14 protein-coding genes are annotated in these 17,138 nt (G+C 67.3%); 1 reads left to right on the top strand and 13 read right to left on the bottom strand.

Features of this window, described 5'->3' with window-relative positions:
- Window positions 1-15: 15 nt before the first annotated feature.
- The 11 genes from rplW to A3CE_RS0126840 all read right to left on the bottom strand — a co-directional run bounded on the left by rplW (window position 16) and on the right by A3CE_RS0126840 (window position 8,430).
- Window positions 16-327 (bottom strand): 50S ribosomal protein L23, encoded by a 312-nt coding sequence (gene rplW / locus A3CE_RS0126895; protein WP_003102087.1) that lies wholly within the window; start codon window positions 325-327, stop codon window positions 16-18.
- Window positions 324-1,013 carry a 50S ribosomal protein L4 gene (gene rplD, locus A3CE_RS0126890; protein WP_020643203.1) on the bottom strand — a complete coding sequence of 230 codons (690 nt, stop codon included), beginning with the start codon at window positions 1,011-1,013 and terminating at the stop codon, window positions 324-326. Before rplD ends, rplW begins: the two co-directional genes overlap by 4 nt.
- On the bottom strand, window positions 1,010-1,666 hold the full coding sequence (gene rplC, locus A3CE_RS0126885) for a 50S ribosomal protein L3 (protein WP_013222604.1): 657 nt from the start codon (window positions 1,664-1,666) through the stop codon (window positions 1,010-1,012). The genes rplD and rplC overlap by 4 nt, the downstream gene beginning before the upstream one ends.
- Window positions 1,667-1,700: 34 nt before the next feature.
- A complete protein-coding gene (gene rpsJ / locus A3CE_RS0126880; RefSeq protein WP_003102098.1) occupies window positions 1,701-2,006 on the bottom strand; it encodes a 30S ribosomal protein S10 in 306 nt (101 codons plus the stop codon).
- A gap of 423 nt (window positions 2,007-2,429) precedes the next feature.
- Window positions 2,430-3,623 carry an elongation factor Tu gene (gene tuf / locus A3CE_RS0126875; protein ID WP_020643202.1) on the bottom strand — a complete coding sequence of 398 codons (1,194 nt, stop codon included), beginning with the start codon at window positions 3,621-3,623 and terminating at the stop codon, window positions 2,430-2,432.
- 133 nt (window positions 3,624-3,756) lie between these two features.
- Window positions 3,757-5,856: an elongation factor G gene (fusA, locus tag A3CE_RS0126870; RefSeq protein WP_020643201.1), complete on the bottom strand. Its 2,100-nt coding sequence runs from the start codon at window positions 5,854-5,856 to the stop codon at window positions 3,757-3,759.
- Between the two features lie 63 nt (window positions 5,857-5,919).
- The gene (gene rpsG, locus A3CE_RS0126865) at window positions 5,920-6,390 is read right to left on the bottom strand and encodes a 30S ribosomal protein S7 (protein ID WP_003102106.1); all 471 of its coding nucleotides are present in this window, start codon (window positions 6,388-6,390) and stop codon (window positions 5,920-5,922) included.
- Window positions 6,390-6,764 (bottom strand): 30S ribosomal protein S12, encoded by a 375-nt coding sequence (gene rpsL, locus A3CE_RS0126860; RefSeq protein WP_003102113.1) that lies wholly within the window; start codon window positions 6,762-6,764, stop codon window positions 6,390-6,392. The genes rpsG and rpsL overlap by 1 nt, the downstream gene beginning before the upstream one ends.
- A gap of 471 nt (window positions 6,765-7,235) precedes the next feature.
- On the bottom strand, window positions 7,236-7,391 hold the full coding sequence (locus tag A3CE_RS51710) for a hypothetical protein (RefSeq protein WP_020643199.1): 156 nt from the start codon (window positions 7,389-7,391) through the stop codon (window positions 7,236-7,238).
- 135 nt (window positions 7,392-7,526) lie between these two features.
- Complete coding sequence (locus A3CE_RS0126845; protein WP_026468891.1) at window positions 7,527-7,751, bottom strand: hypothetical protein; 225 nt, start codon at window positions 7,749-7,751, stop codon at window positions 7,527-7,529.
- 37 nt (window positions 7,752-7,788) lie between these two features.
- Complete coding sequence (locus A3CE_RS0126840) at window positions 7,789-8,430, bottom strand: zinc ribbon domain-containing protein (RefSeq protein ID WP_245589594.1); 642 nt, start codon at window positions 8,428-8,430, stop codon at window positions 7,789-7,791.
- 303 nt (window positions 8,431-8,733) lie between these two features.
- Here A3CE_RS0126840 and A3CE_RS51705 point away from each other — a divergent pair, with 303 nt between their 5' ends.
- Entirely contained in the window at window positions 8,734-8,949 is a 216-nt protein-coding gene (locus A3CE_RS51705; RefSeq protein ID WP_342668238.1) for a M15 family metallopeptidase, read from the top strand.
- 64 nt (window positions 8,950-9,013) lie between these two features.
- Here A3CE_RS51705 and A3CE_RS0126830 read toward each other — a convergent pair whose 3' ends face one another.
- Window positions 9,014-12,925 carry a DNA-directed RNA polymerase subunit beta' gene (locus A3CE_RS0126830; RefSeq protein WP_020643195.1) on the bottom strand — a complete coding sequence of 1,304 codons (3,912 nt, stop codon included), beginning with the start codon at window positions 12,923-12,925 and terminating at the stop codon, window positions 9,014-9,016.
- Between the two features lie 89 nt (window positions 12,926-13,014).
- A complete protein-coding gene (rpoB, locus tag A3CE_RS0126825) occupies window positions 13,015-16,518 on the bottom strand; it encodes a DNA-directed RNA polymerase subunit beta (RefSeq protein WP_020643194.1) in 3,504 nt (1,167 codons plus the stop codon).
- Between the last annotated feature and the right edge of the window lie 620 nt (window positions 16,519-17,138).

Below are 17,138 nucleotides of genomic sequence, written 5' to 3'. Positions count from 1 at the left end.
TGTCAGCTCAGTCCTTTACGCGGTGGGTCCGCCGAAGATCTCGATCGCCTTGCTTTCGGGCGAAAGAGTCACGATGGCGCGCTTGGTGTCCTTGCGCTTGCCGAAGCCCGCGCGAGTCCGCTTCCGCTTGCCCTGGCGGTTGGCCGTGTTGACACTGACCACCTTGACGCCGAACACCTTCTCGACCGCGATCTTGATCTGGGTCTTGTTGGCGTCCGGGCGGACGATGAACGTGTACTTGTGGTCCTCGAGCAGCCCGTAGGACTTCTCGGAGATGACCGGCGCGAGCAGGATGTCGCGGGGGTCCGGAATGGCGACCGAACTCACTTCTCGTCACTCCCTTCCGTGACCTCGCCCGACCGCGCGGAAGCCTTGACGGTCTTACCGCGGACGGGGCCGGCGACGAACGCGTCGTACGCGGCCTTGGTGAACACGACGTCGTCGTTGACCAGCACGTCGTAGGTGTTGAGCTGGTCGGCCCAGAGCAGGTGCACCTCGGGGAGGTTCCGCAGGGAAACCCAGCTGTACTCGTCGTCCCGGTGCAGCACCACGAGGACGCGCTTCGCCTGCGTCACCGCGGCGAGCACGCTCTTGGCGGCCTTGGTCGACGGCTTCTCACCCGTCACCAGCTCGGTGACGATGTGCAGCTGGCCGGCGCGCGCCCGGTCGGAGAGGGCGCCACGCAGGGCGGCGGCCTTCATCTTCTTGGGGGTGCGCTGGGCGTAGTCACGCGGCGTGGGGCCGTGGACGACGCCACCGCCGACGAACTGCGGCGCGCGGGTCGAACCCTGGCGGGCACGGCCGGTGCCCTTCTGGCGGTACGGCTTCTTGCCGCCACCGCGAACTTCACCACGGGTCTTCGTGTCGTGCGTGCCCTGGCGCGCGGCGGCCTGCTGGGCCACCACCACCTGGTGCATCAGCGCGACATTGGCCTGCACGTCGAAGATCTCCTCGGGGAGGTCCACGGTGCCGTCGGCTTTACCGGCCGGGGTCTTCAGCTCGACGCTTGTCATTCGGAGTTACCACCCTTCGCGGCGCTGCGAACGAACAGCACGCCGCCCTTGGGACCGGGCACTGCGCCCTTGATCAGCAGCAGGCCGTCGTCGGCACGCACCGCGTGCACGGTCAGGTTCTGCGTGGTGACCCGGTCGTTGCCCATCCGGCCCGCCATGCGCAGGCCCTTGAAGACGCGGCCGGGGGTGGCGCAGCCACCGATCGAACCCGGCTTGCGGTGCACGGCCTGGGCACCGTGGCTCGCGCCCTGGCCCTTGAAACCGTGGCGCTTCATGACGCCCGCGTAGCCCTTGCCCTTGCTGGTACCGGTCACGTCGACCTCGACGCCGGCGGCGAACACCTCGGCGGTGATCTCCTGGCCGACCTCGTAGGTCTCGGCGTCGGTGGTGCGCAGCTCGGCGAGGAACCGGCGCGGGGTCACGCCCGCCTTGTCGAAGTGGCCGGTGCGCGGCTTGTTCACCTTGCGCGGGTCGACCGCGCCGAACGCCAGCTGCACGGCCGTGTAGCCGTCCTTGTCCTGGGTCCGAACCTGGGTGACCACGTTCGGACCGGCCTTCACGACGGTGACCGGGACAACCCGGTTCTGTTCGTCGAAGACCTGGGTCATGCCGAGCTTGGTGCCCAGGATGCCCTTCATCTGCCTGTCAGACATGAGTCTCTTACTCTCCGCCGCTCGCCCGCCGCTACTACTGGATGTTGACGTCGACGCTCGCCGGCAGGTCGATGCGCATGAGCGCGTCGACCGTCTTCGGCGTCGGGTCGAGGATGTCGATCAGACGCTTGTGCGTGCGCATCTCGAAGTGCTCGCGCGAGTCCTTGTACTTGTGCGGCGAGCGGATGACGCAGTAAACGTTCTTCTCGGTGGGCAGCGGCACCGGCCCGACAACACGGGCGCCGGTGCGCGTGACCGTCTCCACGATCTTGCGCGCCGAGGTGTCGATCGCCTCGTGGTCGTAGGCCTTGAGCCGGATGCGGATCTTCTGTCCCGCCATGGTGGCTGCTCGTTCCTTGTCGTCTCGTGCCGCTATCTCACAAACCCCGCTGGGTGTTGCCACCCTGAGCCTGGGTTTCCGCAGTTCAACGGCCCTGTCCCCGGTCCACGCGGTCGGGCGTGTCGCGCCCGACGCACAGACGGATCCCGCGGGATCGTCGTCTTGCCTGGTCTTCCTCAACGTGAGGAGGCTATGAGCCGCAGCGCTTTTACCAGCACTGTCGTCTCACCGCCTTTGCCCGCTCGCCTCACCCGAAGGGAAGAGCTCCGCGGACCGTGGCCACTCGCACCGAGGCGGCCGGGCCCTCTCGAGGAAAACCCCGACAAGGATCGGCCGCCCCAGGACGAGCAACCTGAATAGTGTCGCACACGTGATTTGACGCCCCGAACCCGGGGGTGTATTGCCCCCGGTGGGGCGCCTAAATCACTTGTTGATCTTGGTGACCTGACCCGCACCGACGGTGCGGCCACCCTCGCGGATGGCGAAGCGCAGGCCCTCGTCCATCGCGACCGGCTGGATCAGCGCGACCGTGATGTCGGTGTTGTCGCCCGGCATGACCATCTCGGTGCCCTCGGGGAGGGTCACGACGCCGGTCACGTCGGTGGTGCGGAAGTAGAACTGCGGGCGGTAGTTGTTGAAGAACGGGGTGTGACGGCCACCCTCGTCCTTCGACAGGATGTAGACCCGGCCCTCGAAGTCGGTGTGCGGGGTGGTGGTACCCGGCTTCACGACGACCTGGCCGCGCTCGACGTCCTCGCGCTTGATACCGCGGACCAGCAGGCCGACGTTGTCGCCCGCCTGGCCCGAGTCGAGCAGCTTGCGGAACATCTCGACACCGGTGACGGTGGTCTTGGTCGACTTCTCGCGGATACCCACGATCTCGACCTCTTCGTTGACGTTGATCTGGCCGCGCTCGACGCGACCGGTCACCACGGTGCCACGACCGGTGATGGTGAAGACGTCCTCGATCGGCATCAGGAACGGCTTGTCGAGCTCGCGCACCGGGTCCGGCACGCTGTCGTCGACGGCCGCCATGAGCTCGAGAACGGCCTCGGCCCACTTCTCGTCGCCCTCGAGGGCCTTGAGGCCGGAAACGCGCACGACCGGCGCGTCGTCGCCCGGGAACTCCTGCGAGGACAGCAGCTCGCGGACCTCCAGCTCGACGAGCTCGAGGATCTCCTCGTCGTCGACCATGTCGGCCTTGTTCAGCGCGACCACGATGTAGGGCACGCCGACCTGGCGGGCGAGCAGCACGTGCTCACGGGTCTGCGGCATCGGGCCGTCGGTGGCGGCCACGACCAGGATCGCGCCGTCCATCTGGGCGGCACCGGTGATCATGTTCTTGATGTAGTCCGCGTGACCGGGGGCGTCGACGTGGGCGTAGTGACGCTTCTCGGTCTGGTACTCGACGTGCGAGATGTTGATCGTGATGCCGCGCTGCTTCTCTTCCGGCGCGTTGTCGATCTGGTCGAACGCCCGCGACTCGTTCAGCTCCGGGTACTTGTCGTGCAGCACCTTGGTGATAGCCGCGGTCAGAGTCGTCTTGCCGTGGTCAACGTGACCGATGGTGCCGATGTTGACGTGCGGCTTGGTCCGCTCGAATTTCGCCTTCGCCACTGGAATGTCCTCCTGGACTGATTTCGCTTTGTGCTCGTGGGGCGGCGTGGCTGCCGCCCCGCGATTGTTCCTTCGTCGGTGCTGCGGACGTTCAGGAGAGTCCCTTAATGCCCGCGAGCGCTGGGGGGAGTTACTACTCCCCCGTCGCCTTCGCGATGATTTCCTTCGCGACGTTCGCGGGAACCTCGGCGTAGGAGTCGAACAACATGGAGTAGTTCGCCCGGCCCTGGGTGCGGGACCGGAGGTCACCGACGTAGCCGAACATCTCCGACAGCGGGACCAGCGCCTTCACGACGCGGATGCCCGCCCGCTCCTCCATGGCCTGGATCTGACCACGACGGGAGTTGAGGTCACCGATGACGTCACCCATGTAGTCCTCGGGCGTGGTCACCTCGACCGCCATCATCGGCTCCAGGATCACGGGGTGGGCCTTCTTCGCGGCTTCCTTCATCGCCATGGAACCGGCGATCTTGAACGCCATCTCCGAAGAGTCGACCTCGTGGTACGCACCGTCCAACAGGGTGAACTTCAACCCGACGAGCGGGTAGCCGGCCAGGACGCCGTACTGCATCGCGTCCTGCGCGCCCGCGTCGACCGACGGGATGTACTCCCGCGGCACGCGGCCACCGGACACCTTGTTGTCGAACTCGTAGAGCGCGCCGTCGGTGCGCTCGAGCGGCTCCAGCTTCACGATGACCTTCGCGAACTGGCCGGAACCACCGGTCTGCTTCTTGTGGACGTAGTCGAGCTTCTCGACCGTCTTCTTGATCGTCTCACGGTAGGCGACCTGCGGCTTGCCGATGTTCGCCTCGACCTTGTAGTCGGACTTCATCCGGTTCACCAGCACCTCGAGGTGCAGCTCGCCCATGCCCGCGATGATCGTCTGGCCGGTGTCCTCGTCCAGCTTGACCTGGAACGTCGGGTCCTCTTCGGCCAGCTTCTGGATCGCCAGGGACAGCTTCTCCTGGTCGGCCTTCGTCTTCGGTTCGATCGCGACCCGGATGACCGGCTCGGGGAACGTCATCGACTCGAGCACGATCGGGTTCTGCGGGTCCGCCAGGGTGTCACCCGTGGTGGTGTCCTTCAGCCCGATGACCGCGTAGATGTGGCCGACCTGGGCGTCGTTGACCGGGTTCTCCTTGTTGGAGTGCATCTGGAAGATCTTCCCGATGCGCTCCTTGCGCTCCTTGGTCGCGTTGATGACCTGAGCGCCGGCGGCGACCTTGCCCGAGTACACCCGGATGTAGGTCAGCTTGCCGAAGAACGGGTGCGCGGCGATCTTGAACGCGAGCGCGGCGAACGGCTCGTCGACCGACGCCTTGCGGGACACCACGGTCTCGCCGTCGGGCAGCAGGCCCTCGACGGCCGGGACGTCCAGCGGGGTCGGCAGGTAGTCGACGACCGCGTCGAGCATGGGCTGCACGCCCTTGTTCTTGAACGCGGAACCGGCCAGCACCGGGAAGACCTGGCTGCTGATGGTGAGCTTCCGGATGCCGGCCTTGATCTCGGCCTCCGTCAGCTCCTCACCCTCGAGGAACTTCTCCATCAGCGCGTCGTCCGCCTCGGAGACGGTCTCGACGAGCTTCTCGCGGTACTCCGCGGCCAGCTCGGCCAGCTCGGCGGGGATGTCCTCGACCGAGTAGTCCTCGCCCTTCTGGACCTCGCCACGCCAGGTCAGCGCCTTCATGCGGACCAGGTCGACGACGCCTTCGAAGTCGTTCTCGGCGCCGATCGGGAGCTGGATGACCAGCGGGCGGACGCCGAGGCGGTCCACGATGGTCTTCACGGTGTAGTAGAAGTCCGCGCCCAGCTTGTCCATCTTGTTGACGAAGCAGATACGCGGGACGTCGTACTTGTCCGCCTGCCGCCAGACCTGCTCGGACTGCGGCTCGACGCCTTCCTTGCCGTCGAACACCGCGACCGCACCGTCGAGCACCCGGAGGTTGCGCTCCACCTCGACGGTGAAGTCGACGTGGCCCGGGGTGTCGATGATGTTGATCTGGTGGTCGTCCCAGAAGGTGGTGGTGGCAGCCGAGGTGATGGTGATACCCCGCTTCTGCTCCTCCTCCATCCAGTCCATGGTGGCGGCGCCGTCGTGGACTTCACCGATCTTGTAGTTGACCCCGGTGTAGAACAGGATCCGCTCGGTGGTGGTCGTCTTGCCGGCGTCGATGTGGGCCATGATGCCGATGTTGCGGACCTTGTTCAGGTCGGTCAGCACTTCACGTGCCACGAGAGTGTTCCCCTGTTCTCAAGCTTGGGGCCCGGCATGGCTTGGTCGACAGCCGGGCGGTCATCACCAGCGGTAGTGCGCGAAGGCCCGGTTGGACTCGGCCATCTTGTGCGTGTCCTCGCGACGCTTCACGGAGGCACCGAGGCCGTTGGAAGCGTCCAGGAGCTCGTTCTGCAGGCGCTCGATCATCGTCTTCTCGCGGCGAGCCTGCGAGAAGGAGACCAGCCAGCGCAGCGCCAGGGTGGTGGAGCGACCCGGCTTGACCTCGATCGGCACCTGGTAGGTGGCGCCACCGACGCGGCGGCTCTTCACCTCGATGGTGGGCTTCACGTTGTCGAGAGCGCGCTTCAGCGTGACGACCGGGTCGGTGCCCGTCTTCTCGCGAGCGCCTTCGAGCGCGCCGTACACGATGCGCTCGGCCAAGGACCGCTTCCCGTCCTTCAGCACCTTGTTCACCAGCTGGGTGACCAGCGGGGAGGCGTAGACGGGGTCGGAGATCAGCGGCCGCTTGGGGGCCGGACCCTTGCGGGGCATTAGCTCTTCTCCTTCTTCGCGCCGTACCGGCTGCGCGCCTGCTTGCGGTTCTTGACACCCTGCGTGTCGAGCGAACCGCGGATGATCTTGTAACGGACACCCGGAAGGTCCTTCACACGACCACCACGCACGAGCACCATCGAGTGCTCCTGCAGGTTGTGGCCCTCACCGGGGATGTAGGCGGTGACCTCGATGCCGCTGGTCAGCTTCACACGCGCGACCTTGCGCAGCGCCGAGTTCGGCTTCTTCGGGGTCGTGGTGTACACGCGGGTGCACACGCCGCGCCGCTGCGGGCTCCCCTTGAGGGCCGCGGTCTTCTGCTTGGCAGCCTTGTCCTGGCGGCCCTTGCGGACCAGCTGCTGGATCGTGGGCAATGGACCAGCTTCCTGTCGTGATCTGCTTCTTCGTGTCTTCACCGGCCCCCGCGGTCGGGCGTGTCGGCCCGCGTCACGGTCTGACGACCGGTAACTTCCCGGAGGGATTTCCGTCGGAACCCCGACCTGCCGAAGCCGGTGACCGGGTGCCTGAGCACCCCGTCCATGCGCACGGCACGCGGAGCGGCCCGACGCATGCCGGGCACGGTCTCCAAAGATACCCGCCCGGGTCCGGGAGGAACGCGGCGGGGGGTCTGTAGGTCGGCGAACCTCCAGCCTACCTCTCAACCCCGCGCCGTCGCCGGATGTTCCGGCCCGTGGGCCGGTTACCCGGGCGCGCCGCCGCCGACACCCGGAAAGCACGCCACGAACGACTCTTTCGTGTCGTCGGACGAGGTGAACGAGTCGTTCACGACGTTGCCGGCGGAGCCGCGCAGGGCAGCACGGCTCCGCCGGCACACGCCGGCGAACTCAGTCTTCGTCCGGCTTCGCGTGGTCCGGTTTTCCGGGGTTGGGGTCCCTGGACAGGTCGATGAGCGGGTGCACGCCAGCTCCCTCGGGGGCCGCGTGGCTCCCCGTCGCCTTCGGTTCTTCGTCGGGCCGTCCGGCCCCTTCGGTGCTGGTCATCACACACTCCTAGCGCGTCGTCCGTGCTTCCCCTTGCGCCGAAACCTACCTATTACCCGGTCGGGTGACGCAGCGGGACCGGATCGACCGTTTCGTGCGTCACACTCCCGACGCGAGCTCACGATGAGTGTCCGGTCAGCGACGGCGAGTCGTCAGGTGGGTCAAGACCGCCGACAGCGCGAACACGAGACCGAGGCCGACGACGTACGGCCCGGCGATGAGGGCGAACCCGGCGCCGATGTTCGCGTCGGGCCGGTCGGAGGTCGCCTGGAAGCCGATCGAGCCCACCGACAGCAGGACCGCGCCCGCCGTGATCAGCACGACGGCCACGACCGTGAGGCGCTTCGTGACGGGCGTCATGCCCCCATGGTGCCCGGAGCGTGCCGCCCCCGCTTGCTCAGAGCTTGGCGCCGCAGTCCGAACAGAACATGGCACCCGGCTTGTTGCTCTCGCTGCCACAGCCGCCGCAGCCGACCTTCAGCGCCAGCGACGTGCCGCACGACGAGCAGAACTTGCCGCCGTCGGCCTTGAGGCCGCAGCCCGGGCAGGTGACCTTGGCGCGGGTGTCGATGTCGAGGTCGGACGTCCAGTCCTTCTCCCGGGCCTTGTCCCAGATCTGGTCTCGCTGCGCCGACGCCTGGGCCCGGGAGATCTCCTCCGCGACGCTCGGCGAGCACCGCAGGCACTGGCCGATCTCCTCGTTCCAGCACTGGTCCTGGCACATCCAGTCGCCACAGCCGCGGCACTGGCGGAAGCTCGGCGTGATCTCCTTGACCGCCGCGGCCAGGGCGCGGTCCTTGGCCGGTGAGTTCGTCGCGCGGTCGTAGCGCCACTGGTCGGCCGAGTTGCTGATGTCCCGCAGCGTCCCGCCGAAGAAGGAGCCGACGGCGCGAAGCATGCTTCGCCCGGTCTCGACGTTGTCGCGCTGGAAGGCGGATCGATAGCCGTTGCCGCAGCGTTCGCACCGGAACTCGAACTGGTACCCCTGCGTGTTCGAGAGGTCCGAGAAGTTGTCCGTGAAGGGCACAGAGTCAGCCACGGCCCATCTTCGCCACCGGGCCGCGGTTTCGGCGACGGAAGATTTGCCGACAACCGTCCGGCTACCGGCCGTCACGAGAGACGAGCAACGCCAGCGGGAGCACGGCGAACATCCCGCCGACGACCGCGACGAGCGCGTACCCGCCGCCGGCGACATGAGCGCCGGGCCGGCAAGCGCGCCGGCGGTCCCGGTGTTGAGCAACGCGACATCGGCGAACAACGCCCCCATGGACCGGGTCCGGCCTGCCATCGTCGAAGTCCCCATGACCGGCAACTTTGGGAATTCCGGGACAACATGGTCGACATGGGCACGGGTTACGACTGCTTCGACCCGCTGGCCCACACCGACAACCCGGCGATCACCGGCGTGCCCATGCAGAACCGTCAGCTGCTGAAGAACACGATGGCCGCGGCGGGGTTCCGGAACCTGCCCGAGGAGTGGTGGCACTACACGCTGAACGGCGAGCCGTTCCCGGACACGTACTTCGACTTCCCGGTGTCCCGCTGCAGCCTCCGCTGACTCCCCCGGAAACGGGAAAGGCCCCCGCCGGAAACCCGGCAGGGGCCTTTCTCGTGACTCAGCTTCAGCGGAAGTCGCGGCCGAAGTCGTAGTCGTCCAGCGGGACCGCGGCACCGGTGCCCGTACCGAACACGTCCGGGGTGTAGTAGCCGTCGTCGTAGGACGGGATCGCGTACGCCGCGACCCGGGCCTCTTCCGTCGGCTGCACCTGGATGTTGCGGTACTTGTTGATGCCCGTACCGGCCGGGATCAGCTTACCGATGATCACGTTCTCCTTGAGGCCGACGAGCTTGTCCGAGCGGCCGTTGATCGCCGCGTCGGTCAGGACTCGCGTGGTCTCCTGGAACGACGCCGCCGACAGCCACGAGTCCGTGGTGAGCGACGCCTTCGTGATCCCCATCAGCACCGGACGGCCCGAAGCCGGCTCGCCGCCTTCGGAAACCGTCGAACGGTTGCGTGCCTCGAACTTGGTCCGCTCGGGCAGCTCGCCCGGCAGGAAGTCCGTGCCACCCGAATCGATGACCGTCACGCGGCGCAGCATCTGCCGCACGATGACCTCGATGTGCTTGTCGTGGATCGACACACCCTGCGCCCGGTACACCTTCTGGACCTCGTCCGTGAGGTGCATCTGCGCCTCGCGCGGCCCCATGACCCGCAGGACCTCGTGCGGGTCCGGCGTGCCTTCCAGCAGCTGCTGACCGACGTTGACGTGGTCGCCGTCGCCCAGCGGGCCGTTCGGGGTGTTCGCGAGCCGCTGACGCTTGGACAGCTTGTCGAAGACGATCTCTTCGCCGCCGTCGTCCGGGATCAGCGTGATCTTCCAGAACCGCTCGCTCTCTTCGATGCGCACGCGGCCATCGACGTCGGCGATCGGCGCCTTGCCCTTCGGGACGCGGGCCTCGAACAGCTCCTGGACACGCGGCAGACCGGTCGTGATGTCGTCACCGGCCACACCACCCTGGTGGAACGTACGCATCGTCAGCTGAGTACCCGGCTCACCGATCGACTGGGCCGCGACGATACCCACGGCCTCGCCGACGTCGACGAGCAGACCCGTCGCCATCGAGCGGCCGTAGCAGGTCGCGCAGATGCCGACGACCGACTCGCAGGTCAGCACCGAGCGGACCTTGACCTTCGAGATGCCGCTGGAGAGCAGCTTGTCGATGGCCGGGTCGCCGATGTCGTCGGCGGCGTTCAGCACCACGTTGCCCTTGGCGTCCACCGCGTCCGTCGCGAGGTTCCGCGCGTAGACGGAGGTCTCGACGTGCTGGTCGCGCAGCACCTTGCCGTCGCCGATGTCCTCGCCGATCGGCATCATGATGCCGCGGGTGGTGCCGCAGTCGACCTCGCGGACGATGACGTCCTGCGAGACGTCCACCAGACGCCGGGTCAGGTAACCCGAGTCGGCGGTCCGCAGCGCCGTGTCCGCCAGGCCCTTCCGGGCACCGTGCGTCGCGATGAAGTACTCCGCCACCGACAGGCCCTCACGGAAGTTGGCCTTGATCGGACGCGGGATGTACTCACCCTTCGGGTTCGACACCAGGCCACGCATACCGGCCAGCGACCGGACCTGCGTCATGTTGCCCGCCGCGCCCGACTTCACGATCACCGCGATCGGGTTGTCGTCCGGCAGCGCCGTCTCCATGATCTTGTGGACCTCTTCGGTGGCCTGTGTCCACACCTTGACGAGCTCGTTGTTGCGCTCGGTGTGCGACAGCTGACCACGCTGGTAGCGCTTCTCCACCTGGGAGGCCTTGCCCTCGTACTCGTCGAGGATGGCAGCCTTGCCCACCGGGGTGAGCACGTCCGAGATGGCGATGGTGACGCCCGAGCGGGTCGCCCAGTAGAAACCGGCGTCCTTCAGGCGGTCCAGGGTCTGCGCGACCTGGGTCATCGAGTAGCGCTCGGCGAGGTCGTTCACGATCGCGGCCTGCCGCTTCTTCGGCATCGGCTCGTTGATGAACGGGTAGTCCGCCGGCAGCAGCTCGTTGAACAGCACGCGGCCCAGGGTCGTCTCGGCCAGCCACGCCTTGCCCGGCTCCCAGCCCTTTTCCGCGAGCCTCGCCTCGTCGGCCTTCGCCGGCTGACGGTCGGTGATGCGGATCTTGACCGGGGCGTGCAGGCTCAGCGCCTTGCGGTCGTAGGCCATGATGGCCTCGGCCGGCGACGAGTACGCGCCGCCCGCGCCCGCGGAGTCCTCGGTGAGGCGGGTCAGGTGGAACAGGCCCGTCACCATGTCCAGCCGCGGCATGGCGAGCGGACGGCCCGACGCCGGCGACAGGATGTTGTTCGCCGACAGCATCAGGATCCGGGCCTCGGCCTGCGCCTCGGCCGACAGCGGCAGGTGCACCGCCATCTGGTCACCGTCGAAGTCCGCGTTGAACGCCTCGCAGACCAGCGGGTGCAGCTGGATGGCCTTGCCTTCGACCAGCTGCGGCTCGAAGGCCTGGATGCCGAGGCGGTGCAGCGTCGGCGCGCGGTTCAGCATCACCGGGTGGCCGGTGATGACCTCTTCCAGCACGTCCCACACCTGCGGCCGCGAGCGCTCCACCATCCGCTTGGCGGACTTGATGTTCTGCGCGTGGTTCAGGTCGACCAGCCGCTTCATGACGAACGGCTTGAACAGCTCGAGCGCCATGTCCTTCGGCAGGCCGCACTGGTGCAGCTTCAGCTGCGGGCCGACGATGATGACCGAACGGCCCGAGTAGTCGACGCGCTTGCCGAGCAGGTTCTGGCGGAACCGGCCCTGCTTGCCCTTGAGGAGGTCGGACAGCGACTTCAGCGGCCGGTTGCCCGGGCCGGTGACCGGACGCCCGCGGCGGCCGTTGTCGAACAGCGCGTCGACGGCCTCCTGCAGCATCCGCTTCTCGTTGTTGACGATGATCTCGGGCGCGCCGAGGTCGATCAGCCGCTTGAGGCGGTTGTTCCGGTTGATGACCCGCCGGTACAGGTCGTTCAGGTCCGACGTCGCGAAGCGGCCACCGTCCAGCTGCACCATCGGGCGCAGGTCCGGCGGGATGACCGGGACGGCGTCGAGCACCATGCCGCGCGGGTCGTTGCCGGTGGCCTGGAACGCCGCGACGACCTTGAGCCGCTTCAGCGCGCGGAGCTTCTTCTGCCCCTTGCCGTTGCGGATGGTGTCGCGCAGGTTGTCGGCCTCGGCGCTGACGTCGAACTCGGTGGCCAGCTTCTGGATGGCCTCCGCGCCCATGCCGCCGGTGAAGTACTCGCCGTAGCGGTCGACGAGCTCGCGGTAGAGCAGCTCGTCGGCGATCAGCTGACGGGTGTCGAGCTTGGTGAAGGTCGTCCAGACCTCCTCGAGGCGGTCCAGCTCGCGACCGGCGCGGTCACGCAGCTGGCGCATCTCGCGCTCGCCGCCCTCCTTGACCTTGCGGCGGACGTCGGACTTGGCGCCCTCCGCCTCCAGCTCGGCCAGGTCGGCTTCCAGCTTCTGCGCGCGAGCCTCGATGTCCGCGTCACGCTTGGTCTCGAGGTTCTTGCGCTCGACGCCGATCTCGTTCTCGAGGGTCGGCAGGTCGTTGTGGCGCAGCTCCGTGTTCACGCCCGTGATGACGTAAGCAGCGAAGTAAATGATCTTCTCGAGGTCCTTCGGCGCCAGGTCCAGCAGGTAGCCGAGGCGCGAGGGTACACCCTTGAAGTACCAGATGTGGGTGACCGGGGCGGCCAGCTCGATGTGGCCCATCCGCTCGCGGCGCACCTTCGCGCGGGTCACCTCGACGCCGCAGCGCTCACAGATGATGCCCTTGAAGCGAACGCGCTTGTACTTGCCGCAGTAGCACTCCCAGTCCCGGGTCGGGCCGAAGATCTTCTCGCAGAAGAGGCCGTCCTTCTCGGGCTTGAGCGTCCGGTAGTTGATGGTCTCCGGCTTCTTGACCTCGCCGTACGACCACTGACGGATGTCGTCGGCCGTGGCGAGACCAATGCGGAGCTCATCGAAGAAGTTGACGTCCAGCACGTCTAGATCCCCTTGGGGTTGTTTCGGCTAGAGAGGGGGTGGCGGGCAAGCTGGGACCCGCGGGAGGCAGGTCCCAGCTCAGCTCGCGATCAGTGCACGACGTCGTCCACCGAGGGCGACTCGTTGCGGGACAGGTTGATGCCGAGGTTGGCCGCGGCGCGCTCGAGGTCCTCGTCGTCGGAGTCGCGCATCTCGATCGCCGCGCCGTCGCTGGAGAGCACCTCGACGTTGAGGCACAGCGACTGGAGCTCCTTGAGGAGCACCTTGAACGACTCCGGGATGCCCGGCTCGGGGATGTTCTCCCCCTTGACGATGGCCTCGTACACCTTGACGCGGCCGACCACGTCGTCCGACTTGATCGTCAGCAGCTCCTGCAGCGTGTAGGCAGCGCCGTACGCCTGCATCGCCCAGCACTCCATCTCACCGAAGCGCTGGCCACCGAACTGCGCCTTACCACCCAGCGGCTGCTGCGTGATCATCGAGTACGGGCCGGTGGAGCGGGCGTGGATCTTGTCGTCGACCAGGTGGTGCAGCTTCAGGATGTACATGTAGCCGACCGCGACCGGGTACGGGTACGGCTCGCCGGAGCGGCCGTCCAGCAGGGTCGCCTTGCCGTTCTCCTTGACCATGCGCTCACCGTCGCGGTTCGGCTTGGTCGCGCTGAGCAGCCCGGTGAGCTCCTCTTCCTTCGCGCCGTCGAACACCGGGGTGGCGGTGTTCGTGCCGGGCGCGACGTCGTAGAGCTCCTCGGACAGGTTCTTCGCCCAGTCCGGGTTGCCTTCGATCGTCCAGCCCTGCGACGCCAGCCAGCCCAGGTGCAGCTCGAGGATCTGGCCGATGTTCATCCGTCGCGGCACACCGTGGGTGTTCAGGATGATGTCGACGGGCGTGCCGTCCTCCATGAACGGCATGTCCTCGACCGGCAGGATCTTGCCGATGACACCCTTGTTCCCGTGCCGGCCGGCGAGCTTGTCGCCCGGCTGGATCTTGCGCTTCTGGGCCACGTAGACGCGGACCAGCTCGTTGACGCCCGGAGGCAGCTCGTCGTCGTCCTCGCGCGAGAACACGCGGATGCCGATGACCTTGCCGGTCTCGCCGTGCGGCACCTTCAGGGAGGTGTCGCGGACCTCGCGGGCCTTCTCGCCGAAGATCGCGCGGAGCAGGCGCTCCTCCGGGGTCAGCTCGGTCTCGCCCTTCGGCGTGACCTTGCCGACCAGGATGTCGCCGTCGCGGACCTCGGCACCGATGCGGATGATGCCGCGCTCGTCGAGGTCGGCGAGGACCTCCTCGGAGACGTTCGGGATGTCCCGGGTGATCTCCTCGGCGCCCAGCTTCGTGTCGCGGGCGTCGATCTCGTGCTCCTCGATGTGGATCGACGTCAAGACGTCGTCCTGCACCAGGCGCTCCGAGAGGATGATCGCGTCCTCGTAGTTGTGGCCCTCCCACGGCATGACCGCGACGAGCAGGTTCTTGCCGAGCGCCATCTCACCGTTCTCGGTGGACGGGCCGTCGGCGATGACCTGACCCTGCTCGACCCGGTCGCCCTCGTTCACGATCGGGCGGTGGTTGAAGCAGGTGCCGTGGTTCGAGCGGCGGAACTTGTACAGTCCGTAGCTCTTCCGCGTGCCGTCGTCGTGCATGATCGTGATCAGGTCCGCCGAGAGCTCCTCGACGATGCCGGACTGCTCGGCGACGAGCACGTCACCGGCGTCGACCGCGGCACGCAGCTCCACACCCGTGCCCACGTACGGGGCCTGGTTGCGCAGCAGCGGCACGGCCTGGCGCTGCATGTTCGCGCCCATCAGGGCGCGGTTCGCGTCGTCGTGCTCGAGGAACGGGATCATCGCCGTCGCGACCGAGACCATCTGCCGCGGCGAGACGTCCATGTAGTCGATGTCGAGCGGGTCGATCAGCTCGACCTCGCCACCCTTGCGGCGGGCCATGACCCGGTCTTCGACGAAGGTGCCGTCGTCCGAGATCGGCGCGTTGGCCTGGGCCTTGACGTACCGGTCCTCTTCGTCCGCGGTCAGGTAGTCGACCTGGTCGGTGACCCGGCCCTCGACGACCTTGCGGTACGGCGTCTCGATGAAGCCGAACGGGTTGACCCGCGCGTAGGAGCAGAGCGAGCCGATCAGGCCGATGTTCGGGCCTTCCGGCGTCTCGATCGGGCACATCCGGCCGTAGTGCGACGGGTGGACGTCCCGGACCTCCATGCCGGCGCGCTCACGGGACAGACCACCCGGGCCGAGGGCCGACAGACGCCGCTTGTGCGTCAGGCCCGACAGCGGGTTGTTCTGGTCCATGAACTGCGACAGCTGCGAGGTGCCGAAGAACTCCTTGATCGCCGCGCCGATCGGGCGGATGTTGATCAGGGTCTGCGGCGTGATCGCCTCGACGTCCTGCGTGGTCATGCGCTCACGCACGACGCGCTCGGTGCGCGACAGGCCGACCCGGATCTGGTTCTGGATCAGCTCGCCGACCGTGCGCAGGCGCCGGTTGCCGAAGTGGTCGATGTCGTCGGTCTCGACCGGGATCTCGGTGCCGTTGTCGGCGTCCATCTTGTCCTCGCCGGCGTGCAGCCGGACCAGGTACTCGATGGTGGTGACGATGTCCTCTTCGGTCAGCGTCCCCGTGTCGTACGGCGTCGAGAGGCCGAGCTTCTTGTTGACCTTGTACCGGCCGACCTTGGCCAGGTCGTAGCGCTTCGCCTTGAAGAACAGGTTCTCCAGCAGGGTCTGCGCGCTCTCCTTCGTCGGCGGCTCGCCCGGGCGCAGCTTGCGGTAGATGTCGAGCAGCGCCTCGTCGGTGCCGGCGGTGTGGTCCTTCTCGAGGGTGGCCAGCAGCGTCTCCGAGAAGGAGAAGCGCTCGCGGATCGCCTCGGTGGTCCAGCCGAGCGCCTTCAGCAACACGGTGACCGGCTGGCGGCGCTTGCGGTCGATGCGGACGCCGACGGTGTCGCGCTTGTCGACGTCGAACTCGAGCCACGCGCCGCGGCTCGGGATCACGCGGACGCTGAAGACGTCCTTGTCGGTCGTCTTGTCGACGTCCTTCGAGTAGTAGACGCCCGGCGAGCGGACCAGCTGGGACACGACGACACGCTCGGTGCCGTTGATGATGAACGTGCCCTTGTCGGTCATGACCGGGAAGTCGCCCAGGAAGACCGTCTGGCTCTTGATCTCGCCGGTGTTGTTGTTGACGAACTCGGCCGTCACGAACAGCGGGGCGGCGTACGTCATGTCCTTGTCCTTGCACTCCTCGATCGAGGCCTTGACCTCGTCGAAGCGCGGAGCGGAGAAGGACAGGGACATCGACCCGGAGAAGTCCTCGATCGGGGAGATCTCGTTCAGGACCTCTTCGAGGCCGCCGACCGGGTTTTCTTCACCTTCTTCGACACGGCGTTCGAACCACGCTTCGTCCCCGGTGAACCACTGGAACGACTGGATCTGGACGTCGAGCAGGTTGGGCGTGTTGAGCGGTTCGCGAATCTTTGCGAAGGAAACCCGCTTGGGCGCGCCGGGGATTCCCGTGGACTCCGAGCGAGATTCAGCCGAGGTGGTCGCAGCAGTGGCCTGGTTCGCGGGAGAGACTGCCAAGATGCGTCCTTCCGGGGACAATGAGCGGTGACGGCCGCCATAGCAACAGCTATGAGCGACTGTCAAGGGTGCCGTGTGCCCACTATCCTAACTACCGGCTCCGGGCAGCCTGAAAGAGGGCAGCGCAAAGAGGCAGTCTAGCCCGAACGGCGCGGTCTGTCCAGGGGGCGCTCCCGATGGGGCCCAGCCTGCCTCGCGACGTCTTCAGGTATGCCTCCAGGCTGACCGGTTGTCCCTCCCGCAAGGGCCTCCGGTTTCGCCGTCGGGAGTAAGCGTGAACCCACCGGGCGCCGGAGTCAAGATGCCACACGGGGGTCCCGCCGGTTGGCGCAGCGTTGAAGAGGTTCAGCGGAGCGTAAGCGGCCGAATATCATTCCGGTTACCGGCCAGTAGCGCCAGTGATGTGGCTGGACCTGCGGATTTGTCACTGCTTGGGGGCGCGAAGCCACGATCCCGGTCGCCCGCCGCGCGCTCAGATCCGCCTTCCGCGGCGAGCCGGGCCGGAATCCGGCGCCGCCCCCGGTGCCACACACGTCACACCGGTTTTACCCGGCGCCTCCGAGCGGCGATCACTGGCCCGCTCCAGCCGGACGGCCTGCCGACCGCGGGCCGACGCGGGC

This window comes from Amycolatopsis balhimycina FH 1894, assembly GCF_000384295.1.
GTDB lineage: Bacteria > Actinomycetota > Actinomycetes > Mycobacteriales > Pseudonocardiaceae > Amycolatopsis > Amycolatopsis balhimycina.
Note: the sequence above shows the minus strand (reverse complement) of the source record. Positions and strands in the feature narration are given on the sequence as shown.

Bases quoted from the DNA above. Each gene is read 5' to 3' on its own strand.
- rplD (WP_020643203.1), bottom strand. From the start codon at position 1,013: ATGACAAGCGTCGAGCTGAAGACCCCGGCCGGTAAAGCCGACGGCACC.
- rplC (WP_013222604.1), bottom strand. From the start codon at position 1,666: ATGTCTGACAGGCAGATGAAGGGCATCCTGGGCACCAAGCTCGGCATG.
- rpsJ (WP_003102098.1), bottom strand. From the start codon at position 2,006: ATGGCGGGACAGAAGATCCGCATCCGGCTCAAGGCCTACGACCACGAG.
- rpsG (WP_003102106.1), bottom strand. From the start codon at position 6,390: ATGCCCCGCAAGGGTCCGGCCCCCAAGCGGCCGCTGATCTCCGACCCC.
- A3CE_RS51710 (WP_020643199.1), bottom strand. From the start codon at position 7,391: ATGACCAGCACCGAAGGGGCCGGACGGCCCGACGAAGAACCGAAGGCG.
- A3CE_RS0126845 (WP_026468891.1), bottom strand. From the start codon at position 7,751: ATGACGCCCGTCACGAAGCGCCTCACGGTCGTGGCCGTCGTGCTGATC.
- A3CE_RS51705 (WP_342668238.1), top strand. From the start codon at position 8,734: ATGGGCACGGGTTACGACTGCTTCGACCCGCTGGCCCACACCGACAAC.